The 22,739-nt window shown below is 69.6% G+C and carries 22 protein-coding genes and 3 pseudogenes; 13 read left to right on the top strand and 12 right to left on the bottom strand.

All coding sequences use genetic code 11. The features are described from left to right. Nucleotides 1-199 (bottom strand): annotated as a pseudogene (locus tag ACH4SP_RS12470) (hypothetical protein); the annotation flags it as partial. On the opposite strand from ACH4SP_RS12470, the gene ACH4SP_RS12465 reads away from it, so the two are divergent. The 4 genes from ACH4SP_RS12465 to ACH4SP_RS12450 all read left to right on the top strand — a co-directional run bounded on the left by ACH4SP_RS12465 (nucleotide 173) and on the right by ACH4SP_RS12450 (nucleotide 2,888). After that, nucleotides 173-949 (top strand): anthranilate synthase component I family protein, encoded by a 777-nt coding sequence (locus ACH4SP_RS12465; protein ID WP_398413555.1) that lies wholly within the window; start codon nucleotides 173-175, stop codon nucleotides 947-949. The pseudogene ACH4SP_RS12470 and the gene ACH4SP_RS12465 sit on opposite strands and share 27 nt — an antisense overlap. Beyond that, nucleotides 943-1,362, top strand: coding sequence for a hypothetical protein (locus ACH4SP_RS12460; RefSeq protein WP_398413491.1), 420 nt, complete (start codon nucleotides 943-945; stop codon nucleotides 1,360-1,362). Before ACH4SP_RS12465 ends, ACH4SP_RS12460 begins: the two co-directional genes overlap by 7 nt. A 279-nt stretch (nucleotides 1,363-1,641) precedes the next feature. Continuing rightward, nucleotides 1,642-2,463: a serine protease gene (locus tag ACH4SP_RS12455; protein WP_398413486.1), complete on the top strand. Its 822-nt coding sequence runs from the start codon at nucleotides 1,642-1,644 to the stop codon at nucleotides 2,461-2,463. A gap of 80 nt (nucleotides 2,464-2,543) precedes the next feature. Next, nucleotides 2,544-2,888: a transposase gene (locus ACH4SP_RS12450; RefSeq protein ID WP_398413485.1), complete on the top strand. Its 345-nt coding sequence runs from the start codon at nucleotides 2,544-2,546 to the stop codon at nucleotides 2,886-2,888. 229 nt (nucleotides 2,889-3,117) lie between these two features. Here the strand turns inward: ACH4SP_RS12450 and ACH4SP_RS12445 are convergent, their stop codons facing one another. Next, nucleotides 3,118-3,660, bottom strand: coding sequence for an EF-hand domain-containing protein (locus ACH4SP_RS12445; protein ID WP_398413483.1), 543 nt, complete (start codon nucleotides 3,658-3,660; stop codon nucleotides 3,118-3,120). Nucleotides 3,661-3,829: 169 nt separating this feature from the next. Here ACH4SP_RS12445 and ACH4SP_RS12440 point away from each other — a divergent pair, with 169 nt between their 5' ends. Further along, the gene (locus ACH4SP_RS12440) at nucleotides 3,830-5,488 is read left to right on the top strand and encodes an FAD-dependent monooxygenase (protein ID WP_398413482.1); all 1,659 of its coding nucleotides are present in this window, start codon (nucleotides 3,830-3,832) and stop codon (nucleotides 5,486-5,488) included. 10 nt (nucleotides 5,489-5,498) lie between these two features. Here the strand turns inward: ACH4SP_RS12440 and hppD are convergent, their stop codons facing one another. Then, on the bottom strand, nucleotides 5,499-6,749 hold the full coding sequence (gene hppD, locus ACH4SP_RS12435) for a 4-hydroxyphenylpyruvate dioxygenase (RefSeq protein ID WP_398413480.1): 1,251 nt from the start codon (nucleotides 6,747-6,749) through the stop codon (nucleotides 5,499-5,501). A gap of 284 nt (nucleotides 6,750-7,033) precedes the next feature. Between hppD and ACH4SP_RS12430 the strand changes: the two genes are divergently transcribed. After that, complete coding sequence (locus ACH4SP_RS12430; protein WP_398413478.1) at nucleotides 7,034-7,513, top strand: GNAT family N-acetyltransferase; 480 nt, start codon at nucleotides 7,034-7,036, stop codon at nucleotides 7,511-7,513. Between the two features lie 70 nt (nucleotides 7,514-7,583). Here the strand turns inward: ACH4SP_RS12430 and ACH4SP_RS12425 are convergent. From ACH4SP_RS12425 to ACH4SP_RS12405, 5 genes and pseudogenes are all read right to left on the bottom strand, one after another. After that, nucleotides 7,584-7,716: pseudogene (locus ACH4SP_RS12425) on the bottom strand (helix-turn-helix domain-containing protein); the annotation flags it as partial. A 54-nt stretch (nucleotides 7,717-7,770) separates the two neighbouring features. Continuing rightward, nucleotides 7,771-8,079: a hypothetical protein gene (locus ACH4SP_RS12420; protein WP_398413476.1), complete on the bottom strand. Its 309-nt coding sequence runs from the start codon at nucleotides 8,077-8,079 to the stop codon at nucleotides 7,771-7,773. A 277-nt stretch (nucleotides 8,080-8,356) separates the two neighbouring features. Further along, entirely contained in the window at nucleotides 8,357-8,707 is a 351-nt protein-coding gene (locus ACH4SP_RS12415) for a helix-turn-helix domain-containing protein (protein WP_398413473.1), read from the bottom strand. A gap of 561 nt (nucleotides 8,708-9,268) precedes the next feature. Next, nucleotides 9,269-9,694 (bottom strand): hypothetical protein, encoded by a 426-nt coding sequence (locus tag ACH4SP_RS12410; RefSeq protein ID WP_398413471.1) that lies wholly within the window; start codon nucleotides 9,692-9,694, stop codon nucleotides 9,269-9,271. After that, entirely contained in the window at nucleotides 9,691-10,104 is a 414-nt protein-coding gene (locus ACH4SP_RS12405; protein WP_398413469.1) for a hypothetical protein, read from the bottom strand. Before ACH4SP_RS12405 ends, ACH4SP_RS12410 begins: the two co-directional genes overlap by 4 nt. 968 nt (nucleotides 10,105-11,072) lie before the next feature. Between ACH4SP_RS12405 and ACH4SP_RS12400 the strand changes: the two genes are divergently transcribed. Next, the gene (locus tag ACH4SP_RS12400) at nucleotides 11,073-11,231 is read left to right on the top strand and encodes a hypothetical protein (RefSeq protein ID WP_398413468.1); all 159 of its coding nucleotides are present in this window, start codon (nucleotides 11,073-11,075) and stop codon (nucleotides 11,229-11,231) included. A gap of 189 nt (nucleotides 11,232-11,420) precedes the next feature. On the opposite strand, the gene ACH4SP_RS12395 is transcribed toward ACH4SP_RS12400, so the two are convergent. Beyond that, nucleotides 11,421-12,710: a helix-turn-helix domain-containing protein gene (locus ACH4SP_RS12395; RefSeq protein ID WP_398413465.1), complete on the bottom strand. Its 1,290-nt coding sequence runs from the start codon at nucleotides 12,708-12,710 to the stop codon at nucleotides 11,421-11,423. 218 nt (nucleotides 12,711-12,928) lie between these two features. Between ACH4SP_RS12395 and rfbB the strand changes: the two genes are divergently transcribed. From rfbB to ACH4SP_RS12375, 4 genes are all read left to right on the top strand, one after another. After that, a complete protein-coding gene (gene rfbB, locus ACH4SP_RS12390) occupies nucleotides 12,929-13,957 on the top strand; it encodes a dTDP-glucose 4,6-dehydratase (protein ID WP_398413462.1) in 1,029 nt (342 codons plus the stop codon). Beyond that, nucleotides 13,947-14,963, top strand: a complete 1,017-nt coding sequence (locus ACH4SP_RS12385) for an ATP-grasp domain-containing protein (protein ID WP_398413460.1) — start codon at nucleotides 13,947-13,949, stop codon at nucleotides 14,961-14,963. The genes rfbB and ACH4SP_RS12385 overlap by 11 nt, the downstream gene beginning before the upstream one ends. Further along, nucleotides 14,960-16,093, top strand: coding sequence for a DegT/DnrJ/EryC1/StrS family aminotransferase (locus ACH4SP_RS12380; protein ID WP_398413458.1), 1,134 nt, complete (start codon nucleotides 14,960-14,962; stop codon nucleotides 16,091-16,093). The genes ACH4SP_RS12385 and ACH4SP_RS12380 overlap by 4 nt, the downstream gene beginning before the upstream one ends. Before the next feature lie 85 nt (nucleotides 16,094-16,178). Continuing rightward, nucleotides 16,179-16,526 (top strand): low molecular weight phosphotyrosine protein phosphatase, encoded by a 348-nt coding sequence (locus tag ACH4SP_RS12375; protein WP_398413457.1) that lies wholly within the window; start codon nucleotides 16,179-16,181, stop codon nucleotides 16,524-16,526. Between the two features lie 12 nt (nucleotides 16,527-16,538). On the opposite strand, the pseudogene ACH4SP_RS12370 reads toward ACH4SP_RS12375, so the two are convergent. After that, nucleotides 16,539-17,616, bottom strand: a pseudogene (locus ACH4SP_RS12370) (UDP-N-acetylglucosamine--N-acetylmuramyl-(pentapeptide) pyrophosphoryl-undecaprenol N-acetylglucosamine transferase). A 462-nt stretch (nucleotides 17,617-18,078) separates the two neighbouring features. Here ACH4SP_RS12370 and ACH4SP_RS12365 point away from each other — a divergent pair. After that, nucleotides 18,079-18,732, top strand: coding sequence for a transposase (locus ACH4SP_RS12365; protein WP_398413456.1), 654 nt, complete (start codon nucleotides 18,079-18,081; stop codon nucleotides 18,730-18,732). A 60-nt stretch (nucleotides 18,733-18,792) separates the two neighbouring features. Here ACH4SP_RS12365 and ACH4SP_RS12360 read toward each other — a convergent pair whose 3' ends face one another. Continuing rightward, the gene (locus ACH4SP_RS12360; RefSeq protein WP_398413455.1) at nucleotides 18,793-19,392 is read right to left on the bottom strand and encodes a TetR/AcrR family transcriptional regulator; all 600 of its coding nucleotides are present in this window, start codon (nucleotides 19,390-19,392) and stop codon (nucleotides 18,793-18,795) included. 96 nt (nucleotides 19,393-19,488) lie between these two features. Between ACH4SP_RS12360 and ACH4SP_RS12355 the strand changes: the two genes are divergently transcribed. Continuing rightward, nucleotides 19,489-20,979: a carboxylesterase/lipase family protein gene (locus tag ACH4SP_RS12355; RefSeq protein WP_398413453.1), complete on the top strand. Its 1,491-nt coding sequence runs from the start codon at nucleotides 19,489-19,491 to the stop codon at nucleotides 20,977-20,979. An 852-nt stretch (nucleotides 20,980-21,831) separates the two neighbouring features. On the opposite strand, the gene ACH4SP_RS12350 is transcribed toward ACH4SP_RS12355, so the two are convergent. Then, nucleotides 21,832-22,590, bottom strand: a complete 759-nt coding sequence (locus ACH4SP_RS12350) for a hypothetical protein (RefSeq protein ID WP_398413451.1) — start codon at nucleotides 22,588-22,590, stop codon at nucleotides 21,832-21,834. Nucleotides 22,591-22,739 lie beyond the last annotated feature (149 nt).

The raw sequence follows: 22,739 nt of genomic DNA, 5'->3' as shown, positions 1-22,739 counted from the left end.
CCCACCTCTTGGGCTGCGGGACGAACCCGCTGGTTGCCAAGTTGCGCTCGACGACTTCGACGTCGATGCCCATCTTCTGCCCGTGATCGAGGACGAACTCGCCGCCCACCTCGGCCTCCTGTGCCCCCGGGACCGCCACCAGCACGTCCTGGAGCGGTGCAGGCGACAACTGATGCGCGGCGAGAGCTTCGGAATGCACCTGACCACCACACTGCGGGTGCCCTGGAACGACAGTGACACCGCCTTCTACCGCCGACTCCGCCGAATCGATCCCGCACCGTACGCCGCCCTGCTCCGCTTCGACGGCCTCACCGTGCACTGCTCCTCCCCGGAACGCTTCCTGCGCGTCACCCCCGACGGCCGGGTGGAGAGCCGGCCGGTCAAGGGAACCGCGCGACGGGACCCGGACCCCGCGAGGGACGCCCACCTGGCCGCCTCCCTCGCCCGGACCCCGCACACCCGGGCGGACCACCTCATGGCCGTCGACCTGGTGCGCAACGACCTCGGACAGGTCTGCGAGACCGGCAGCATCCGCGTCGAGCGGTACATGACAGTCGAGTCCCGTACAACCGCCCACCATCTCGTCTCCAGCGTCCAAGGACGCCTCAAACCCGCTGTCACGCCCCTGGAGTGCGCCCGCCACTGCTTCCCCGGCGGCTCGGTCACCGGCAGCCCCAAGAAGCGGACCATGGAGATCCTCGACCGGCTGGAGACCGAGGCCCGCGGGGTGTACTCCGGCGCCCTGGGCTACTTCGGGCTGGGCGGAGGGGCCGACCTCAACGTTGCCGTCCGTACCGCGGTCCGCCAGGACGACACCCTCACCATCGGCCTGGGCAGCGCCGTCGGCATCGACTCCGCATCGGACGACAAGAAGTACGAGGCGATGCTCCGCGAGGCGATCGCGACCCTGCAGGCCGGGAGGCCTCCCGATATCGCGAAAGCGTGGTGATGAAGACCGACCGGGTCGTCCTGCGCGGCACCGACCGCAACAAGGTGGTGGTCGACGGGGAGTTCCGCCGTGGGAACGGCATCACGGTGACCGGTGCGCAGTCCGTGGTGGAGAACCTCACGGTCCGCAACCACCTGGTCAACGGGGTGCTGTTCACCGGCGTCACGGACACCCAGCTGCAGGCCCGCCGGGCGGGCGGCGCGGGCCTGCAGCCCGCTCGACACCCACGGAAGTGCGTACAGACACATACGCGGCCGAAGGATTTCACGCCCGCACGTACCTCACTTGCCGGTCAGTGCAGCAGGTCGCAACGGGACCCGGATAGGAGCATCGCCGCGCCCCGGCTGAATCGCACCATGTGGCTGCCGTCAGACATTGGCCGGGTCCGTCGACTGAGGTTCGCAAAGACGTGACCCGAACCGCCGGCCTCGCGCTGTTCGCACCGATTGAGCTGCCCCGAGTTCAACCAGGACAATCCCCCATTCGCAGCATTTGCGGCTAACAGGGCATATCCATACAACGACTCGGACATCCTTCCGGTGCAACACGCCCATCCAGGCAAAACTCCACAGCCTGTCCCAAGGTGTCGGGCCTCGGTTGTCGCCCTGGGGGCATCCCGGCAAGGCCGTGGGCCGGATCACCAGCCGACGGATGACAGGGGACTGCTGTTCAACCGGAAAGGCCAAACGACCATGAAGAACACGAAGAACCCACCCCCGCGCACCACAGTGACCGGCAGCCCCCGGCATACCCGTCGATGGGCGGTGATCACTGCTGGCGCTGCACTGCTCGCCGCCTGCGTACTACCCTCCCCCGCCCACGCCATCGTCGGAGGCAGCGAAGCCGCCCCGGGCGCCTTCCCCTCCACGGTCTCCATCGGTAGAACTTCTCATTCCTGCGGGGGTGTCATCATCTCCGAGGACGCTGTGCTGACCACAGCGATGTGCGTTGCAGGCACCTCAGCCCGCACGCTGCACGTCCGCTACGGCTCGAACAGCCACGCCAGTGGCGGCAACGTGGTAGGGGTCAGTGGCATCATCTCGCACCCGAGCTACGATTCCGCCACTCACGCGAACGACATCGCGTTGTTGCGTACCGCCACTCCCATGACGTTGGGGGGCACCGCTCAGGCGGCCTCCCTTGCCCCCACGTCGCCCCCGTCCCTGTCCGAGCTCACCGTGGCCGGCTGGGGTGAGACCCAACTCGACGGCTCTATCTCCCCCACGCTCCGCCAGGTCACCACCCGCGTCGTCGGCGACGGCGTGTGCCAGCTCCTCTACGGCAACGACCAGCAGATCTCCGCCTCGATGGTCTGCGCCGGACTGCGCGTGGCACCGCGCGGATTCTGCTTCGGCGACCTGGGCAGTCCCGCCTACAACCCCGCCAAGGCCGTCACCGCCCTGGCCACCTGGCCGTCACCCGACTGCAACAGTCTGCTCAAGCCGGACATTTACACCGCCGTCGCCCCCTACAAGAACTGGATCCTCGCCCAGGGAGTGATCCTTCCTGCATGAGTTCGGTATGACGGCCGGGAGTTGGGCGTGTCGTCGGGCAGGGTCTGCCAGTTGGGTGACGCTCTTGTACCTGTTGGCTTGTGGTAGCGGACAGCCTCGCTGATCCCTACCCGTCCGCCACAACGGCACCGCTACCCGGCCGCAAGCCGGTGAAGGACCGTGTGGCCCTCGCGGGCATCGTGTACGTCGTGCGCAGGGGCGTGAGCCGGGCGGACGTTCCCGCCGAGCGGATCGGCTGCAGCGGGGTGACCTGCCGGCGGCGCCTGCGGGACTGGACCGAGGGCGGTCTCTGGCCCCGGCTCCACAAGTCCGCAGAGCCGGTCTCCTCGACATGGACGGCTGCTCGATCGACGGTTCCCCTGCCAGGGTATTCAAGGGGGGAACTCGCACTGGCCCTTCGCCGGTCGTCCGGGATCAGGACTTGACCACCACGTGGCTGCCCCTGTGCGCATGATCATTATGATGAACGCGTCACCGGTGCCGCAGGGGCTGACCTCGCGCAGGAACTCTTCCTCGCATACATTCGGAGGCCCTGCACGGCTGGATCCGTCGGGCCGAGGCCAATGCCGGCGAGCGTGATGACCGGCTGACCGCCGACGGACGCCCTACGCTGCGCAGCATCGGCCACCACACCGGTTCCCGGCCCTGCGCGGCTCAGAATTGTCCCAGGATCAGATTCCCGGGCGCGTGGGGATCGGTGCTGGTGTAGAAGTCGGTGGCGGAGGCGAGCCATTCGTCCAGGGTCACTACGCCGTCGCCGTTGACATCCAGCTGCCGGAAGGACGCCTCGATGGTGGCGTCATCGGCCCCGAGGCCGGTGTAGACGCTCCTGTACTCCTGCAGATCTACGACACCGTCGCCGTTACGGTCGGCGAGCGCGGCATGGGCGGTGATGGCGGGAGCCGCGAAGTCCATGAGGCGATGTTGGTCGTTCGCCGCCGACAGTGCGTCGACGAACTGCTCAAGGCTGATCCTGCCGTCTTCGCCGACGCCCGCCAGGGCGGCGACGGCCTGCCAGTAGCCGTCATCCGCCCGGCGCACTGCCTCGGCCTTGGCCGAGGTGGGTGCTTCTCCGGCAGTCGCGATCACACGCTGGGCGAGAGCTGCCAGGTCGGCCCGGCTGAGAACCCCGTCCCCACTGGCGTCCAGTTGGTGGAACCTGAGCGTGTACTTGCGCTGCAGCAGATCGTCGGCCATGGAAAGTTGCTCCCGTCGGAGTGGCGCCTGCCGTGCGTAGGCCTGTGTCAGGCGCGACTGTGGTGACATATCAGCAAACATCACCGTAAGTGATGGTGTGACTACCCCGCATGTCGGTCCCTGGATACGCCGCTGCCCGGGGCACCCGCATTGCGCCGAGGAGGCCCTCGTGCGACCCGCCCCGCTCGCCGAAGCCAGACTGCCGGTTCTTGTCGTAGGAGCTGGTCCCGCCGGGCTGACGGCCACGGCGGAGCTCGCCAAGCGCGGTGTTCCCGTGGTCTGCGTGGACCAGCAGAAACGCCTCAGCTCCCTGCCCCGGGCGGTGGTGTTCTGGCCGCGGGCCCTGGACATCGTCAGTGGGCTGTGCGGCGACACACTTCTGGCCGAACGCGGCCTGTCGATCGATGACTTGCACTACTACTCGGGCACCGCGCCGATCGGGCACATCCGGTTCCGAGGGCCGCTGCGGGCCACTACCCTGCCGCAATCGGAGGTTGAGTCATCGCTGGCGCACCATCTGGCGCTGGCCGGTGCTCCAGTGCGGCGGGCCACGAGGCTGGTCGCCCTGGAGCACCGGCCAGGTGCGGTGGCCGTCATGCTCCACGGCGCGACCGGCCCGCGCGAGGAGTTGTTCAGCCATGTCGTCGCGGCGGACGGCGCCGGCAGTACCGTACGGGGGCTGCTGGGCATCTCCTTCGAGGGCAGCACCTATGCCGACGAGTTCGTGCTCGGCGACGTACGCCTCGATGGCCCCCTCCAGCACCGGGCCCTGCACTATTTCTGCTCACCGCGCGGCGTCCTGGTCCTCATCGGCCTGCCACACGGCCGCTTCCGTGTCTTCGCCTCACTCGGACAGAGCCCCCAGGGCGACCGCACCACCTCGCTGGAGCAATTGCAGGACATCGTCGACGAGCGCGGGCCCGGCGGCCTGGCCCTGCGCGATGTCGGATGGCACGGCACCGTCACCCTGCACACCCGTCACGCCCAACGCTACCGGGACGGGCGGGTCTTCCTCGTCGGTGACGCCGCACACATCCACAGTCCCGCAGGTGGCCAGGGCGTCAACGCCGCCATCATCGACGCCCACAACCTGGCCTGGAAGATCGCACTCGTCCATCACGGCTCCGCGGCCCCCACGCTGCTGGACACCTATGAAGCCGAACGGCGCCCGGCCGCCGAAGCGGTCCTGCGCCAGGCCCAACTGCAGACCCGGCTGTGGATGCTCAGCAGCCCCTGGCAGACCAGGGCGAGGGATCTCATGGCCCGGATCGGCTCCGACTGCCGCCTGTACGACCGCAGTTACGTGCCCTGGCTCGCCGGACTGCGCACCGTCTACCCCACAGGCACCGTCCAGGCACGGCCACGCACAGGCCCGGCCCGCCGCGCAGCACGGGCTTTCGTGCCCGGCGCCCTCCTGCCACGGCTGATCGTGACGGACGGTCCGGGCGGGCCCGGCCGCCCGCTGCACCGGGCGCTCCCCGACAGCGGCTTCACCCTCCTGCTGACCTCCCATCGGCCCGGCCCCGGCATGTGTCCTCGGACCAGCGCGGCCGTCGAGGCCCTGCGGGGGGAGTTCGGGCCGCTCGTACAGGTACGCCTGCTCGACGCCCTCGGCGTACTGCACACCCAACCCGTTCCCGACCCGGACATGCGCCGCCACGCCCGGTGCCTTGCGGTCCTGGTCCGCCCCGACCACCATGTGGCAGCCGTCCGCCCACCGCGCGACACTGCCGCGATCGCTGCATTCCTCCGCTCGCTGACGCTGGCAGGCCCCCGGCCGCCGCACAGCAGCCCGACTGCCGGCACAGGGAAACACGAAGTGCGTTGACCGTACGGACTCAGGAGGCCGAAGCGGGCTCGGCCCGGGGAGTGAGGTTGCCGCGTCCGTCCTGTGCGCGCTCGATGGCGTGGAAGAGCGCGGCGAAGTTGCCCACCCCGAAGCCGAGGGAGCCGTGCCGTTCGATCAGTTCGAAGAAGCCGGTGGGGCGGTCCTGCAGGGGGCGGGTGAGGATCTGCAGCAGGGTGCCGTCCGTATCGCTGTCGAGCAGGATCCCGTGGTGGCGCAGGTCCTCGGCGGAGACGTTCAGGGGCTCAAGCCGTCCGGGCAGGGCCGGATCGTCGTAGTAGGTGTCCGGTGTGTCCAGGAATTCGACACCGCCCTGTCGCATGGCCGAGACGGCGGCGCGGATGTCCTGGGTGGCAAGGGCTACGTGCTGGATGCCGGGGCCGGCGTGGAACCGCAGGAATTCGTCCACCTGGCTGGCACGTTCGCTGGCGGCCGGCTCGACGACGGGGAACTTCACCCTGCGAGCGGGATCGGCCACCACGATGGACCGCAGCGCGGAGTAGCGGGTGGCGATCTCCCCATCGACGAACTCCGTCATCGTGGAAAAGCCCAGCACCCGCTGGTAGAAGTCGACCCACTCCTCCATACGCCCCGCCTCCACGGCCGCCACGCAGTGGTCGATGGCGTCGAAATAGGGGCGGGCGGGCACCGGGGTGGCGAAAGCGCGAGGCTGAAAGCCGGGCAGGTACGGGCCGCGGTAGCGGGAGCGGTCGACGAAGGTGTGCCGCACCGGACCGTACGCGGCAATCGCCGCCAGCTCCACCACACCGTGCTCGTCCGCGAGCCGATGAGGTTCCTCCAGCGCGCGGGCGCCTCCGGCCACCGCGTGCGCGTAGGCCGTCGGCACGTCCTCCACCGCGATCCGCACGTCGCACACCCCGTCCCCGTGCACGGCCACGTGACCGGCCAGTGGGGTGTCCGGACGTGCCGCGCCGGTCACCACGAACCGGGCCGTACCGGATTCGAGGACATAGGAGCAGTCGTCACGATGGCCCGTCTCCGGACCCCGATAGGCGGTGAGGGACATGCCGAACGCGGTGGCATAGAAGTGCGCGGCCTGCCGGGCATTGCCCACCGCGAAGACGACCGAATCGAAACCCCGCACACCCAGCGCACCGTGGGAAGCGGCCGCCCCGCCCGCCGGCCTTGCGGACGCCTCAAGGCCGGAGCGTTCCAGCACATCGTCGCCGCTGACGTTCGCCAGTACGGACCGGGAACGGGCGCGATCGTGAGAAAACCCCATGCTGGACTCCTTGGACCGAGAAGGGACCTCCCGTCATCGTGAGCACGACACCTCCCGCCCGCGAGACGGATCCGGCAAACGGACCACCCCCAGCAGACCCTCAGCCCAAGGTCTGAGCTTCTGTGTCCCCGCAGCCAGAGAGCGAAGTCGGTCAAGAAGCGCCTCCAGTTTCTGGAGTTGTGCCGCCAGTGCCGTGTCAGTCAACGTTTGCCCTGTTGATGGTGTGCCGTGACGTCTGAGCGGGGGGACACCGCTCAGACGTCGGCGGTGGGGAGGCCGGGCCGGTGCCTGCGACCCTCCGTCCTCTGGACGCCGAACACTTCCCTGCCTGGCTCTCACGTAGTCGAGCCGATTACGCCCAGGAGCTCGTTGCTCTGGGGCAGACGTCCGAGGACGCCTACCGGCAGGCGGACGAGACCATGGCGCACTCCTTTCCGTCCGGGGCACCGACCCAGGATCACGCGGTCTTCGACGTGGTCGACGATGCCGGAGCAGCCGTCGGCCACCTCTGGATCGGACCGGACAGGAGTGACGACGCCGACGCCTGGTGGGTCCGGGACATTGCGATCGACGCCGACAAGCGTGGTCGGGGCCCGGGCCGAAGGGCCATGCTCCTCGGCCTCCTCGGCGAGGAATACGCCCGGGCACGGGGCGCTCATACTCTGGGCCTCAGCGTCGCCGGGTTCAACACCGGCGCACGTGGCCTTGACGAATCGCTCGGCTACGAGACGACCTCGGTGAAGATGCGCAAGAAACGCGACTGAGCCTCAGGCGACGTCTGCCCTGCCGACGACGGCGCGTAGGCGCCGGTCGTCCGCGTGACGGTTCCACCAAGGGCAAGTCGTGCTCGGCCAACTTGGACTTCGGGATCTTCTCGATCTCGCCGCTCGGGCAACGTGAACGTCTTCGGCCGCCCGCCCCTGTACCTCGGAAGCAGCTAGTCGAAGCCGTCGGCGTTGAAGACTGCCGAGGCGTCCTCATATCGACCCGCCCAGCCGCTGACGCCCCGCTCCCCGCAGGCTCATGCCACTGCACCCACACCCTTCCCGAAGAGGAACGCACACAGCTCGCCGGATGCGCCTCTGGCCGCTTTCGACGTGCCGACCCGGGCGGTGTTCTGCAGGAGGCGGGGGTTGTCCACGGTGAGGACGGGGGCCTGGCCGGCTTGGAGGCTGAGGGGGTCGGAGAGGACCAGGGCGCTCTTCACCCCGAGGTCGACACCTACGCGCCCGGCGGCCTGCTGACGGCGGGTCGGGCGGGTGGGGAGGTCCTGGGTGACGCGGGCCAGGACGGAGGCGTGCCAGCGGGGGCCGTCGCGGGAGACGGTCATGCTCGTGATGACGGCCCGGCCGGTGTGGATGAGGCGGGTGAGGTCGCGGGGGGCTGGTGGAGGCGGACGGTGAAGGCGGGCTGTCCGCCGCCGGGTATCCGCAGGCGGCGGGGCCCGTCGAGGCGTATGTCGGGGTTCTTGAGGCTGTGGACGATGCGGAAGGACTCGCGGGCGCGGCCGCGGGCTTTGAAGCGGGGGAAGCCCATCGGGGGCGGCGGCCGGCCAGGGAGTCCAGCCAGTTCTTCCAGGCGGTGCCGGCGTCTTCGAACGCGGTGTACTAGGCCCGGTTGTTGACGCCTTCCCACCAAGCGAAGGGCAGCGGGCGTTCCTCGCCGTCCCGGAGCGGGCCGGTGAACGGCTGTCCGCGGGTGGCGCGCCAGTCGGCCTGGGTCTGGTCCCGGTTCGGCATGGCCACCTTCGGGGCCTTCTTGGTGGCGTCCGCCTTGCTCATGCCCTCGCGGACGAGGCGGTCGCGGCCCGCCCGCCATCGTTCGTAGGCGGCGACCTTCATCCCGAGGGCGAAGTTGAAACCGCAGCGGGCGGCGGTGGCGTAGCGGTGCAGGACCTCCGTCTGGGCGGGGGTCGGGTCCAGGGCGTACCGGAAGGCCTTGATGATCGGTCCAGTCATCGGGTGATCATCGCTGTCACCACTGACCATCCCCCGGACCGCGGCATCCTGCGGGGATGCCACGGGTCCGGCCCCGGCCGAGGATGTCGCACTGGCCGGGCCGGGCCGGGTCTGGCCGGGCCGGGTCCGGCGGGGCCGGGGTCAGACCTGCGGCCCCGCCGGAAGGATGGCTCAGCCCCAGTGAATGTCGGGCGCCAGGTCCCAGTTCGGGTCGCCCGCGGTGCCCTCGTGGCTGTCACGGCGGTGGTGCCACTGAATGTCGCTGATACCCCAGTTGATGTCCTTGAGCTGTATAAAGGTTCCCTCCCCTTTGGTGCTGCCGGACCGGCAGCCATGATCGGCACCGTACGTGCCCACTGCGGGGCGGGCGCAGTGGATTCGAGCCAGCCTGGGCGTCGTACCGCCCGGGGGCGGCCGCTTCTCGTTACGGTGGGCATGCCCGTCCCGGCGGTTCCCCCGTTACTGCCGGGACGGCGCTCCATCCCCCGACATGCTGCAGGCCTCCGTGTCGTCTGCCGTGTCCCGAAGCCAGGTCATGTGACCTGGCCTTCGAAGCGGTCGTTACTCGTTCGCGGTTCGTGCTTCCCAGGCAGCTGTGTCCGAGATGTAGACAGAGATGGGTTGCTCGTACCAGACGGAGGCCTCTGGCAGGTTTCTGATCAGCGAGGGTACTTCCGGCTCGAACCTCAGAAGAGTGAGAGTCTTCCAGCCGTGTGGAACCTGGTCCCAGCTGGCCCCGAACTGCTGGGTGACGGCGACGACGGTGACCGTCGCCCGGACAGCGTCGCTTGGGTCTGCACGTCGAAAACAGCAATCGAACTGTCTGCCCACGGGGACGTCCGCGTAGTTGAACGAGAGGAAGAGCGCTTCCTCGTTCGCGGACCGCTGGGGGAAACCCTGGGCGAAGGCCGTCAGGGCTTCCTGGCTGGCGCGGCTTTCGACGAGAAGTACCCGTTCGGTGAGTGGCGTGTCCTCTTCGGTTCTCATGCCGTCAGCCCTTCCTCTGCCGGCAGTGAGTCTGCGGTGAGGGGCGCCTCGGCGCGGAACTCGTGGACCACCTGGATCTCGCCGACGATGTGGGCGTTGAAGGCGTCCAGTTCCTCGGCCGGAACCCAGAGTTCGAGGATCGTCCGCCCGCCCGCCTGCTGGACGGGATACCGGCTCAGGAACTCCGTCCCGACCTCGAAACGGGTGACGAAGCCTGCGCCGTCGTGCTTCACGTTCCAGTCCCGGGCGATCCTGATCGCGTAGTCCTCGTTCATCACCGGGTAGAAGATCGGCTGCTCGGGCAGACGGGGCGGCCACGCACGCCAGTTCAGCTGCCGGACCAGATCCAGCTCCCTGGGGCCGGCCGGGCGCCACAGGGTCGTCGTTGCCTGCTGGCTGGTCATGCGCATCGCTCTCTGAACGTGGACGGTTGGTAGGGCGGGTCGAGAGCCCGGACGATACCGGCGCCGCGAGCTCAGCGGCTACGCAGTTTCCTCAACCGGGACAGCCCCGGACCAGCAGTCGCGGGACAGCCCTTCGGCTTCAGCCGGCGGCCCCCGCCCCGGTCACCGTGTTCCGAAGCCGGGCCGCTGACCGCGGGACAGCGGGACAGCGGGACAGCGGGCCGATCATCATGGTTGCCCCTCCGGCGGGTGAACTCCCCCGCCATCGCGCCCACTTGCCGCCACGTCCTCGGCTACGAAGGTCACCACACGTCTGTGATCTTCGAAAGGGCGGGACGCGATGCGCGTACGCAGCACGATGGCAACCCTGGCCCACAACGGCCGTCCTCACCAGCCTGCTCACCCCGGGCGCCCATGCCACGGAGGCGGCGGGCCCGGGGCCGCTCGGAGCGCCGGGCGACATCCTGACCCTGCCCCTGCAGACCGCGCTCACCTCACTGCCCACAGCGGCGGCACACCCTTCAGCTGGAGGAACTGACCCACTGCCTGGTTGCCGAATGGCTCGCAGAGCGCCATCGTCGCTGGCCATGCTCAACCAACCCTCACTTGCTGGTCAGCCAGCAGACTGCACTGGACCCCACTTCTCCGTGCGTCGGTGTCGGGACCCTGAAGAGAGCATGTCCCTCGCTGGATCTGTCACTTCGACAGCTGCGCGAGGACCGCATCCTCGACGAGGACCGCGTCTCAGCGGACCCACTACACCTGATGCGATTGTTCGGGATCGGCGTCGGTGCTGCGATGCGTTATATCTCTGCAGCTCATCCGGAGAAGTGCGTCCGCCCACTTCGCCAACCCGCCCGCCGAACGACCGTTTAGCCTCAACCTCGCATGGGTTCACCCGCTACTCCGTCCGGGATTCTGCGAACCGACGCGTTTCCAACCGCAGCAAGGCAGACCAGGATCCGGGGACCTGGATGCCACCGTTCGAGGCCGCACAGTGCGCGTACTTGGCGAACTGGGTGGCCGTCAAGCTGCGCTGGCAGCTGGCTGTCGACCCGGCGGAAGCCCACTCACTCGCCCAGTCCGCGGTCACCTGCCCCAATGCCCCGATCAAGGTCACCCTCGCCCGCTGAACAGCATCGTCGGCCCCACCCCACCGGGGAAGCTCAGCTGTGGCCGTCCTCGTCTGCCGGGCGCGGCCACAGCGGTTGCCAGCTGCGGGGTGGCCTCCCGTCCGTGCCGAAACCGCAGCATCGAAGGTGGACGAAGTGGGCTGAGACAAGAGAGCCTGCAACCGGGGGTGGACGCCGTTCTCCCTCTGCTCAGGCGGCCAGCGCCCCGGTGCGAACGGCGAACTCCCGCAGCCCCTGCACCCGTGCGGGTCCGTACAGCAGGTCCGACGTGAGCGCCCGCAGGGCGGGGCGTCGCACCTCCTGCGGTGCTTCCTGCTCCACCCGTCGCAGTGCCGCGAAGGTCTGCGGTCCGTCGCCCAGGGCGTGCCACATGCGGGCGGTGTCCGTCCAGGCCCGGGCCCGGCGCTCCGGGGTCGGCAGGTGGCCGATGTTCAGTCCGGCCGCGATCTTCACGCCCTCGTCGGGTGTTCCGAGGGCGTTGAGGGCGCCGATGCGGTAGACGTCGACCTGGGCCCGGGTGGCTTCCACGGTGAACAGCCCCGGGACTGCGGGCAGTCGTCCGGCGTCCTTCTCCGCCTCGTCGAGCAGGGCCAGCGAGGTCGTGCGGTCTTGGCCGGTGGCGGCGGAGTATGCGGCGGTGAGCAGCAGTGTGGTGCGTACCGCTGCGGTGCGTTCCTCGGCGGTGTCGAGTTCGGCCGCCTCCTGGGTGAGGAGGTGTACTGCGGACGGCCAGCGGCCGGAGCGGCGCATGGTGATCGCCAGGACGCGGGATGCTTCGCCGACGGGTACCGGCAGTCCGCTGGAGCGGGCTGCGGTGAGCGCCCGGTCGGCGGCGACCCATGCCGCGTCCGAGTGCTGCTTCGAGGCCAGTTCAGCGGTGAGTACATACGCGCGGGCCAGCACGGCGGACGCCTGCTGACGTGCCCGCCCGGTGGAAGCGTCCCGGGTCGCCTCGGCCGCGGCGAGCAGTTCCGGCAGTGCACGACCGAGATCGTCGTAGCGGGCCGTGCGGAAGGCCCGCCGGGCCGCGGTCGTCCGTGCGGCAAGATGCGCCAGCGGCACCGGTGCGGCCGCCGGCAGCCGGAACAGGGCGTCCTCCAGTCCAACAGCCGGAACGCCGCGCGCGGCGGCCGATGCTGTTCCCGTGCCGACGAGGGCCGTTGCTCCAGCGGCGATCGCTCCGGACAGTAGGTTCCTACGACGCACCGCATCCTCCTCGTTGGACGGACATCCGGCCGCCACCGTAACGACCCGTTGCCCGTCCGGCACAGCAGAACCGCGCAGCCGCTCCAACGGAATACCCAGCACCTCGGCCATGCGCAGCAGGGTGGCGTAGCCCGGGCGCAGCTTGTTGGCCTCGATCCGGGAGATCGCCGAGGCCGAGTAGCCGCACTTTTCACCTAACTGTGTCTGGGTGAGTCTGGCGGAACAGCGGGCGCCGCGGATGACGGTTCCGAGGTCCTGCGTGCTCTGGCCCATGGGGTACCTCCTGCGCTTCGACAGGTCGTACGACGTTACCGCCGCTGCCTTTCGGGCGGCAGGGCGCGCGGAGGCACACGGTTTGCCGGTCCGGCACGGGATGTGCGCAAGCGCCCGGGCCAGTCCCGGCCCGGCTTCGGGGCCGTCACGGTGGGGCGTGCAGACGGGCGGTGCAACCGAGACCGTCGCGCTGCTCGCACTCCCACCGGAGGCCAACCATGAACAAAGTGCTCGTCACGGGCGGGGCCGGGTTCATCGGCTCGCACTTCGTCAAGCGCATGCTGCGGGCGGACGACGTCGCCCAAGTCACCGTGCTGGACGCTCTCACGTACGCGGGGCACATCGAGAACCTGGGCGAGGCGTTCCTCAGTCCGAAGCTGCGGTTCGTGCACGGCAACATCCTCGACGCCGCTCTGGTGGACGAACTGGTGCGGGAACACACGGTGGTTGTCCACTTCGCTGCCGAGTCCCACGTCGACCGCTCGTTCTTCGCGGCGGGCGCGTTCCTGTCGACGAACGTGCAGGGCACCCATACCCTCGCGGGCGCGGCGGTGCGTCACGGGATCGGCAAGTTCGTGCACGTCTCGACGGACGAGGTCTACGGTCCACTGCCGGTCGGCTCTGCCACCGAGGCCGATCCGCTGCGCCCGACGGTCCCGTACGCCGCATCGAAGGCCGCCAGTGACCTCGTCGCGCTGAGCTACTTCCACACCTACGGTCTCCCGGTGTGCGTGACGCGCAGCTCGAACAACTACGGCCCGTACCAGCATCCGGAGAAGATCATCCCGCTGTTCGCCACCCGGCTCCTGCGGGGTGAGCAGGTGACGCTCCACGGGAGGGGCGAGCACGTGCGCAACTGGCTGCACGCCGAGGACAACTGCGCCGGAATCGAGCTCGTCCTGCGCGACGGTGTACCGGGCGAGGTCTACAACATCGGCGGCGGCACCGACCTCACCAGCAAGGAGCTGACCGGCCGTCTCCTGCGCCTCCTCAACGCCGGCTGGGAGTCCGTCACCTACATCCCCGACCGGCTCTCGAACGACATCCGGTACTCCATGACCTTCGACAAGGTCGCCGCCCTCGGCTACCGGCCGGAGCGCGACTTCCACGACGGTCTCGCCGAGACGGTCGACTGGTACCGGCGCAACACCGACCGGTGGGCACCCTTGATGCGCAACCCGCACGCCGCCACCGTTGCCGTCGCCGTCGCCGTCGCGCCCACTGGGGAGGTAGCCCGTGTCCGCTGACCAGGCGGCTCACCCGCGCAGGATCCTCGTGACCGGTGTCGGCGCGAACCCGGGCTTCGCCCTGGCCCGCAGCCTCACCCGCCTGGGGCACACGGTCGTCGCCGCCGACGCGAACCCACTCGCCCCAGGCCTCCTGCTGCCCGCCGTGGTCCCGCAGGTCATCCCCCGCGCCGACGACCCCCACTACCCGCACGTCATGACCCGGGTGTGCCGGGACCTGGCCGTGGACGCGATGGTGGCCGGCATCGAGAACGACCTCCCCCCGCTCGTGGACATGGCGCCCCAACTGGACGCCGACGGCGTACGCCTGTGGCTCCCCGACGCCGCGTCGGTACGCGCCTGCATCGACAAGGCCGCCTTCCACCAGGTACTGACCGAGCACCGCATCGCGACCCCGCGCACCTGGCGGCCCGAGGCGATCGGCCAGGTCCCCGACGGCACGGAACTGGTCGTCAAACCGCGGCGCGGCCACGGAGCACAGAACGTCCACTTCGTCACCCAGCGGGACCATGCGCGCGTCCTGTGCGAACTCGTCCCGGACCCTCTGGTGCAGGAGCGGGTCCACGGCAGCGAGTTCACCGCGGACTGCCTGGTCGACCGCACCGGGCGGGCCTCGGTGATCCTGCGCCGCAGGGACCTGGTGAAGGCCGGGCTCGCCGCCGTCTCCTCCACGTTCGACGACCCCGTCGTGAAGGCCCTCGTCGTCAAGACGCTGGGCGCCGTCCAGTCCCGCGGGGTCTCCTGTGTGCAGGGATTCGTCCCCGAGGACGGCGCGGTCACGATCACCGAGCTGAACGTCCGGATCGCAGGCGGCTTCCCCCTGGCCGAGGCGGCCGGCGCGGACCTCGTCGGCCAGATGGTGAACGGCCTGTTCGGCCTGCCCATCGACCACGACCGCCTCACCTACCGGGCCGGGGTGTTCCTGACCAACTACGTCGAGACCCTGGCCGTCGGTGACGTCGCCGAACTCGAAACCAGGGCCGCTGCGCGAGGGGAGACGCCGTGAATACTTCGTCGAGGCCGGATGCCAGCCGCAACGCAGTCCCCTACCTGTACGGGCAGGAATCCGTAGCGGTCGCCCGGGTGCTGGAGTCCGGGCAGTACGGGCACACCGAGGTCACCGAGGAGTTCGAGCGTCAGGTGGCCGGGTTTCTCGGGGTTCCGGACGCGGTGGCCGTCGCCTCCGGTACGGCGGCCCTCCACATCGCTCTGCTCACGGCCGGGGTCGGCCCTGGCTGTGAGGTGATCGTGCCGTCCATGACGTTCTGCGAGACGGTCCAGGCGATTCTGGCCGTCGGCGCCGCCCCGCGCTTCGTCGATGTCGACCCCGCCACCCTGTGTGTGAACGACCGGCTCGTCAGGGAGGCGGTCCGCGACACCACGGCCGCCGTCGTCCCGGTCCTCTTCGGAGGCAGGGCCGTTGACCTCACCCCCGTCCAGCGGGAGTTGACCGAACGGGGAGTCTCTGTCATCGAGGATGCCGCGCACGCCTTCGGCTCCCGCCTCGGCGCCCAGCGTGTGGGTGCCACGGGTGCCCTGACCTGCTTCTCGTTCGGACCGGTCAAGAACCTCACCTGCGGCCAGGGCGGCATGGTCATCCCCCGTACGCCCGAAGAGGCCGACACTATCCGCCGGTTCCGGCTTCTGGGGGTCTCCGCCTCACAGGGTGAACGTGCGAACGCCACCGCCTACCGGGTGGAGTCCTTCGGCCTGCGCTACCAGCTCTCGGGCCTCAACGCCGCGATCGGCCTGGCCCAGCTCGACCACTTCGCCACCACCGAACAGGCCTGCCGCCAACTGTGGCGCACCTATCAGAAGGCGCTGACCCCGCTTGAGAGTGTGACACTCGTCGACGTCGATGCCGACCACGCGGTGCCGCACCTGTGCCAGGTCCGCGTCCCGCACCGGGACAGGATGTTCGCCGAGCTGCGGGCCCGCAGCATCGGGGTGGGCGTCCACTACCCGCCCAACCACCTCCAGCCCGCCTTCGCCCCCTGGCGGCGCAAGCTGGCGGCCACCGAGCGGGTCGGCGAGGAGATTCTCAGCCTGCCCTTCCACCGGCACCTCACCGAGACGGACATCAGCCTCGTAGTCGCCGCCCTCGGACAGGCCCTCACGTCCACCGGAGGTGCATGATGCGCAGGCTGCTGACCGTGTGCCTGGGGAACTACTGCCGTTCCCCGTTCGCCCAGCCGCGCTCACCCGCAGGGGTGGCCCTGCGGTGACGGTCCGCTCCGCCGGGCTGATCGGCAAGTGGCAGGACCAGCCCGCCCACCCGTCCATGATCCATGCCGCCCGGAGGCTGGGGCTCGACCTCACCTGGCACCGGGCGCAGCAGGTCACTCTGGAGATGCTGGAGTGGGCGGACGACGTCCTGGCGATGGACGCCGCCGTCCTCGGTACGCTCCGGGCGATCAGCGGTGAGGAGCACGCACGCAAGCTCCGCCTCTGCCTCTGCCTCTGCGACCGTGACGTCCCCGACCCGACGGGCCAGGGCGACGAGGTGTTCCATGAATGCGCCGTGTTGATCGAGGCGGGCACGGCGCTCCACCTGGGCCGTCGCCGGTAACTCCCGTGTCGGTCAGCCGGATGCGGCGGACAGGATGACGTCGACGAGCCTGTCCGCCGCGTCCGGCCGTCCGTGTGCCCTGGCCCGCTCCGCCATCGCCTGCCGGCGTGCGGGGTCGGTGAGGAGCGGGTGCATCGCGTTCTTCAGCAGGTCGGCGGTGACCTCGCCGAGCAGGGCGACGGCGGCACCGGCCTCCTCCAAGTGGCGGGCGTTGTGGGCCTGTTCGTTGCCGGCCGACGTGGCGAGCGGGACGAACACCGCGGGCTTGCCCAGGGCGGTCAGCTCGGCGAGCGTGCCCGCCCCGCTCCGGGAGACGACCACGTCGGCGAGCGCCAGCACGTCGGGGAGCTCCGGGCCGACGAATCCGGCCAGGTAGTAGCGGCCCGCCGGCTCCGGCGGCAGGGATGCTGCGTTCCGCCGCAGTCCTTCCGCGTTGGCCGGGCCGCACTGGTGGATCACGTTCGCCCGCTCCAGCAGCCACGGCAGTACGCCCGCGACCACCTCGTTGATCTGCTGGGAGCCCTGCGCGCCACCGGTGACGTACACAGTCGGCCGCCGCCGGTCGAAGCCGTGCAGACCCAGCGCGCCCACCGCCTTATCAGGGTGTCCGGTCAGGATTTCGGGACGGATCGGATTGCCGGTGACGACCGCAGCATTGCGTACCGCCTCGGGCAGCAGCGGGACCGACGACTCGGAGGACACCGCGATCCCGGGTGGCCGAGCCCGCCAGCTTCCGGTTGGCCAGGCCCAGGCGCACGGTCTGTTCGTGGAGGACCAGCGGGCGGCGGCACATCCGCGCGGCCAGGCCGGCGGGGACGGCCACGTATCCGCCGGTGGCCAGCACGACGTCCGGCTGGAAGTCAGCGACGATCTTCCGGGCCTGCGCCACTCCGAGCGGTACTCGCGCCATGTCCTTCACGTTCGCCGGCGACACCATCTTGAGCGGATTGCTGGAACGGCGGATCTTTCCGGTGGCGACCGTGGTGAACGCGATGCCCTCGGCCGGAGCGACCCGGGCTTCCAGCCCGTCCGCGGTGCCGATCCACAGCACGTCGAGCATCCGGCCGTCCGCCGCCAGCCGGGCCTGCAAAGCACGGATCGCGGTCAGCGCGGGATAGGTATGGCCCCCCGTACCTCCCCCCGTAACGATCAGACGGAAGGGGCGCGGCACACGAGAAGCAGTAGTCACCCGGCGCACCCTACTGGTTGCTTCCGGCCGGGAAACACGCATCCCCTGCCCCCATCCTGGTGTGCTGGCCTCCAGCCTTCCGGACACTGCGCATGGAGCACTTTGGCGGCAGACCGGCAGAGAGCGGCGACGCTACTGACGTCGCAGGCATCTCCGAACTCTGCGACCGCCTCCACCCACTTCTGCAGCCGCCGAAGGCACCGACTGCAGCGCACCGCCCACCAGATGTCCTGTCTGAAGTCTTCGACGATGCTCTCGATCTGGTCTCGCTCGCCCGCTTCGGGGCCCGCCGCCTCATGACGCCGGACGTCGTCCTGCACTGGCCCCCGGTCGAATTGGTCGTCGGCTCACGCCGATCGCTTCGTGATCGTGTCTTGCCGTTCGCTCGGGCAAATCTTCCTGGCCGAGTCCGGCTTCGCCCCGACCACGCCAACCGGCTGCACCTGGTCGCGGATCGGGCAGCGGGCTGTGGTGTCCAAGGAGGACACCCGCAATGGGCGGGTCAACGTGCTCGGCGCAAAGATGGTCGGCGCAGAGCCGGACCTGGTCCGGGAGCGCACCAATGGCAAGATCGACGCTGGCGTACTGCTGGCGTTCATCCTTGCCCGCCTGGCGGGCCTGGGCGGCGGCGCGGAGGTGCTGGACCCGGCCGCCGACGGCCTCGGCGCCGACGTTATGCCGGTCCGGGAACGGCGCCAGCCGTGCACGATCGCGCTCGACAACGTCTCGGCCCACACGGCCAAGGCGTTCAAGGACCGCCGCCGGCAACTGGCGAAGATCGGGGTCGAGCTGTTCTACCTGCCGCCCTGCAGCCCGGAGTTGAACGACATCGAACTCATCTGGCGTCAGGCGACGTACACGAACTGCCCGCAGCGCACCCAGACCAGCACCGAAGCCATCGGCCAGGCCGTCGACGAGGCCCTGACCTGCCAACGCGACCGGATCCGAGCAACAGCAACGAACTTCACCCGAGCCGCTCAGCAGGTGCTGGCCGACCTACCTGAGCATTGGGGCTGACGGCCGAGGGGCGGCGCAGCCTGACGGCACCGTCCTGGTCGAGCTTCAACCCGGGGCAGCTCACGTGCTGCTGAACAGCCGGTCCAGATGCACGTCGATCGCGGCGAGCGCGTCCTGGGGCTCGATCACGTCGAGCTCGATCAGGGAGGTGAAGCCGGTGAGGGCGAGGAGCAGGTTGGTCTCGGTCGCCGGGTCGCGGCCGGAGTCGATGTGCCCGTCGGCGATGGCCCGGCGGACCAACTGCTCGACGAGGGAGCGCCCTTGGACGAGACCGCGGCGCGCCTGCTCGTGCACGGCCTGGTCGTGCAGCGCCTCCAGGACGTAGGCGGCGCTCATCCGGCTGGTCGCGCGGGCGTCGGCATGCAGGGGGAGCATTTCCGCGAGCGTCAGTCGCAGCACGTCACGGGGGTGCGGACGGTCACCGAGCCTTTCGAGCCCCTGTCGCACGCGTACCGAGGTCTGCTCGGACGCGTAATCCATGGCGAAGGAGAGCATGGCGGTCCGGGAGGCGAAGTAGTGCTGCAGCTGCCCGAGTGACATGCCCGCCTCCTGCGCCACCACGCGCATCGTCAGCTGTGTGACGCCGCGCTGCTCCACCACCCGCCACAGTGCGCGGGCGATCGCTTCGCGGCGTCCGCGGTGATCCACCTGTTTCGGCATCGTCGGCCGCTCCCTCGTGCTCTGAACTGTTCCAATACGGTTGACATAATACATCTGACCTATAACCCTGGAGTCCACCCGAGGGAAGGAGTCGTCATGTCCGAACAGCCAAAGGTACGCACCACGGAAGGCGTGGTGCAGGGGCTCCGGCGGCAGGGGCACGCAGTGTTCCGCGGCATCCCCTACGCCCAGCCCCCGGTCGGAGCGCTCCGCTTCGCCGCGCCCGCGCCGCCGCACCGCTGGGAGGGGACGAGGCAGGCGGTCGAGTTCGGCCCCGCGGTGCCGCTGTCCCTGCCGATCGACGTGTCCCCGCAGGGCACCGACTGGCTGACGCTCAACGTCGGTACTCCGGATCCCGGCGCGGCGGGACTGCCGGTGCTGGTGTGGATCCCCGTGGGCGGTTACCTCTCGGCGGCGTCGAGCGATCCGATGTACGACCCGGCAGCGCTGACCGGGGCGGGAGTCGTCGTGGTGACCATCAACTGCCGTGTGGGCGCGGAGGGATTCGCGTTCCTCGACGACGTGCCGCCCAACCGCGGCTTCCTCGACCAGATCGCGGCGCTGGAGTGGGTGCAGCGCAACATCGCCGCCTTCGGAGGCGACCCCGGCCGGGTCACCGTGGGCGGGGTGTCCGCCGGGGCGGGCTCGGTCGCCGCCCTGCTGACGATGGAGTCCGCGCGCGGCCTGTTCCGGCGGGCCATCGCCCATTCGGTGCCGGGGCTGCACAGCACCCCCGCGCTGGCACGGCAGGTCACCGCCGCCTTCGCGGACCGGCTCGGCGCGGAGGCCCCCACCGCCGAGGCCCTGCGCGACATCGACCCGTGGCACCTGGCCGCCGAGCTCACCTCCTTCAACTCCGGCCTCCACGCCCACCGGGAGAGCTGGGGACGCCTCACCGAGACCGGGACCGCGCTGTGCCCCGTCGTCGACGGCGAGGTCCTCCCGGAAACACCCTGGCCCGCGCTGACCGGATTGCGCGCGAGCGGGACCGAACTGCTCGTCGGCCACGCCCGGGACGAATTCCGCTACTTCAGCGTCGTGAGCGGACGGTACGGCACCTTCACCGAGGAGGACGCCCACGCAGCCCTGGAACTGCTCGCCCCGCAACCGGACGGCGCGCGGGCCTACCGTGCCGCGTTCCCGCAGGCAGGCCCGGAGGAGCTGGTGGAGACGGTGTACTCCGACGCCCTCTTCCGCATGCCGTCACAGAAGCTGGCCGAGGCGAACGCCGCAGCCGGCGGCACCTCGTACCTCTTCGAACTGTGCTGGGTCGCCCCGGCCCTCGGCGGCATCCTGGGCGCCTGCCACAGCCTCGACGTACCCTTGGCGTTCGGCACGCTCGACAGCCCCGTCGCCACCCAGCTCATCGGCGAGGAGCCCACTCCCGAGGCCGTCGCGCTCTCCCGCGAACTCCAGGAGGCATGGGTTCGCTTCGTCACCACCGGCGACCCGGGCTGGCCCGCCCACCGGCCCGACGAGCACCTCACCCGCGTCCTGGACACCGAGTCGAAGACTCTGCCCTACCCCGAACAGGCATCCCGCCAGATCTGGGAAGGCAACTCCCCCGCCCCCTTCGACCATTCGTAACCGTCCGGGTCGACTCGACTCCTACGACGGCGATGCCGCCACTCACCTGACCATCGGGGACAGCGCGACTTGGCGTACTGCCAGGCTCCGCCCGGCCCGCTTGGCATCAGATCCCACGCGAGGGTGGTCCGAGGGACAGTTGGTCCGCACGGTCGTGGTGGGCCTGCCATCACGACGCACTCCACACGGTGGGCCATCGAGTCAGCTCAACGCGGAGGACGTTCGGCATGACGTCCCTCCCGAAGGACACCTGCCCAACACAAGCAACTTCACCCGAGCCACTTGGCCCAGGGGAACGTGTCCGTCCTGCATGAGCTGCCCCGGGTTCTGGATGTGGTCGCCGAGACGTGACGGGCGCCGGCCCCGGACAGGCGGACTTGTCCGGGGCCGGCGCCCGTTCCCCAGCGATTCCTCAACCTGAGCAGGCCAGGGGTTCGGAAAGGGTGCTCCTCCGCCGCCGAGGTCAGAGGTCGCCCTTAGGAGTGAGCTGGGAGGGAGGGGGCCGGAGGCTGCGCTGCTAGTGACCGGTATCTTCCTGCCCGGCGTACAGATGGCGCTGGTAGACCGCTTCCTCAGGATGGGTAGCGATGCGAATCCTGTTCCATGCTTCGTTGTGTGTAGTCCCGAGCAGACGTGAGAGTCTGCGAGCCTGCCAGGACGTGATGGGTGCAAAGATCCATCGCCGCCAGGTGAGTTGCGTCATGCGGCTATCCATATCTCTGTGCCACTTCGGTCAGTTCTGTGTTCTGGCCAAGAACCATCCGCAGGGCCAGGGCCAGTGGGTCTGAGCCACCTGCCGGTGCTGTGTGCAGGCGCGGGGCAAAGCCTCGGCTCTGCTGTACGTCCCGCTGCCTATGCGTCGTCGGCGACGACACGGCCGGGAGCGTCCTTGCTGTCCGCACAGTCACTGTGGCTGTCGGGATGAGGGGCGGCAAGGAAGGCCAGTACCTGGGCCCGGAGAGGTTCTGGCAGGTGGTCGAGATCCTGCTCGCCGTCCGGGTAGTTGCCGTAGAGGGCGTGCAGCGCTGCTTCAAGCGTGTCGTTCCGTTCCGAATCACACCACCCGGTTTGTCCGGCAATGCCGCTGCCCACCGCATACCAGACACATGCGTCCCCGGGCGCTTCCTGTCCCGTGAGCCCGGCCAGGTGCTCTTCCACGACCGGGGTGAAGTACGCCTCGACCTTCCGATCGTCGTTGACTTGGAGGTAGCGCCGTAGAGAGTACCGACTCACCCCTTCGTTGCGCAGATAGGCGCTGATGGTGCCGATGAGCAGATGCAGGTGCTCCAGCGCGTCGGTGAGCTTGTACAAGGTCATGGCCTGCCACTCCGCGAAGTCCGTGTTCCAGCGTCCTTCGTCCATGGCGAGGTGGAGGTGCTTGCCGATGCGGTTCGAGTGGTATCGCACGAGTTCAGTCAGCACTTCAGGGACAGGCATGTCGTGGAAGTCCCAGATGGTTCTGCCGGTTTGAGCACGGGCTGGCTCGGCGCACTCTTCCGCTCCGGCGGACCGGTCGCGTCGGACCGCTTGCAGCGCCGCTGCGTAGGATCCGCCGGCTTCGGCCTGCCTCCGTCGGGCTGCATTGGACCGCGCCTGGTTATGGGACTTCATGGGGTGCCTTCCGCGCCTGCCCCGTGACCCGGCGCTGGCAGCGGTGATGACATCAGAAGGCCAGCAAGCGATCACGCGGCGCGTAATTCAGCTGTCGACGCAGTACACCGCTCACGGGGCAGTGGACGCTGAGCTGGAGTCGTCACAGG

It is taken from the genome of Streptomyces sp. NPDC021093 (assembly GCF_044333135.1).
Lineage (GTDB): Bacteria > Actinomycetota > Actinomycetes > Streptomycetales > Streptomycetaceae > Streptomyces.
Note: the sequence above shows the minus strand (reverse complement) of the source record. Positions and strands in the feature narration are given on the sequence as shown.

What these genes read in the sequence shown, in the direction of transcription:
- ACH4SP_RS12465 (WP_398413555.1), top strand. Translation starts at nt 173, where the DNA reads ATGCGCGGCGAGAGCTTCGGAATGCACCTGACCACCACACTGCGGGTG.
- ACH4SP_RS12455 (WP_398413486.1), top strand. Translation starts at nt 1,642, where the DNA reads ATGAAGAACACGAAGAACCCACCCCCGCGCACCACAGTGACCGGCAGC.
- ACH4SP_RS12445 (WP_398413483.1), bottom strand. Translation starts at nt 3,660, where the DNA reads ATGGCCGACGATCTGCTGCAGCGCAAGTACACGCTCAGGTTCCACCAA.
- hppD (WP_398413480.1), bottom strand. Translation starts at nt 6,749, where the DNA reads ATGGGGTTTTCTCACGATCGCGCCCGTTCCCGGTCCGTACTGGCGAAC.
- ACH4SP_RS12420 (WP_398413476.1), bottom strand. Translation starts at nt 8,079, where the DNA reads ATGACCGTCTCCCGCGACGGCCCCCGCTGGCACGCCTCCGTCCTGGCC.
- ACH4SP_RS12415 (WP_398413473.1), bottom strand. Translation starts at nt 8,707, where the DNA reads ATGACTGGACCGATCATCAAGGCCTTCCGGTACGCCCTGGACCCGACC.
- ACH4SP_RS12410 (WP_398413471.1), bottom strand. Translation starts at nt 9,694, where the DNA reads ATGAGAACCGAAGAGGACACGCCACTCACCGAACGGGTACTTCTCGTC.
- ACH4SP_RS12405 (WP_398413469.1), bottom strand. Translation starts at nt 10,104, where the DNA reads ATGCGCATGACCAGCCAGCAGGCAACGACGACCCTGTGGCGCCCGGCC.
- ACH4SP_RS12400 (WP_398413468.1), top strand. Translation starts at nt 11,073, where the DNA reads ATGCCACCGTTCGAGGCCGCACAGTGCGCGTACTTGGCGAACTGGGTG.
- ACH4SP_RS12395 (WP_398413465.1), bottom strand. Translation starts at nt 12,710, where the DNA reads ATGGGCCAGAGCACGCAGGACCTCGGAACCGTCATCCGCGGCGCCCGC.
- rfbB (WP_398413462.1), top strand. Translation starts at nt 12,929, where the DNA reads ATGAACAAAGTGCTCGTCACGGGCGGGGCCGGGTTCATCGGCTCGCAC.
- ACH4SP_RS12360 (WP_398413455.1), bottom strand. Translation starts at nt 19,392, where the DNA reads ATGCCGAAACAGGTGGATCACCGCGGACGCCGCGAAGCGATCGCCCGC.
- ACH4SP_RS12355 (WP_398413453.1), top strand. Translation starts at nt 19,489, where the DNA reads ATGTCCGAACAGCCAAAGGTACGCACCACGGAAGGCGTGGTGCAGGGG.
- ACH4SP_RS12350 (WP_398413451.1), bottom strand. Translation starts at nt 22,590, where the DNA reads ATGAAGTCCCATAACCAGGCGCGGTCCAATGCAGCCCGACGGAGGCAG.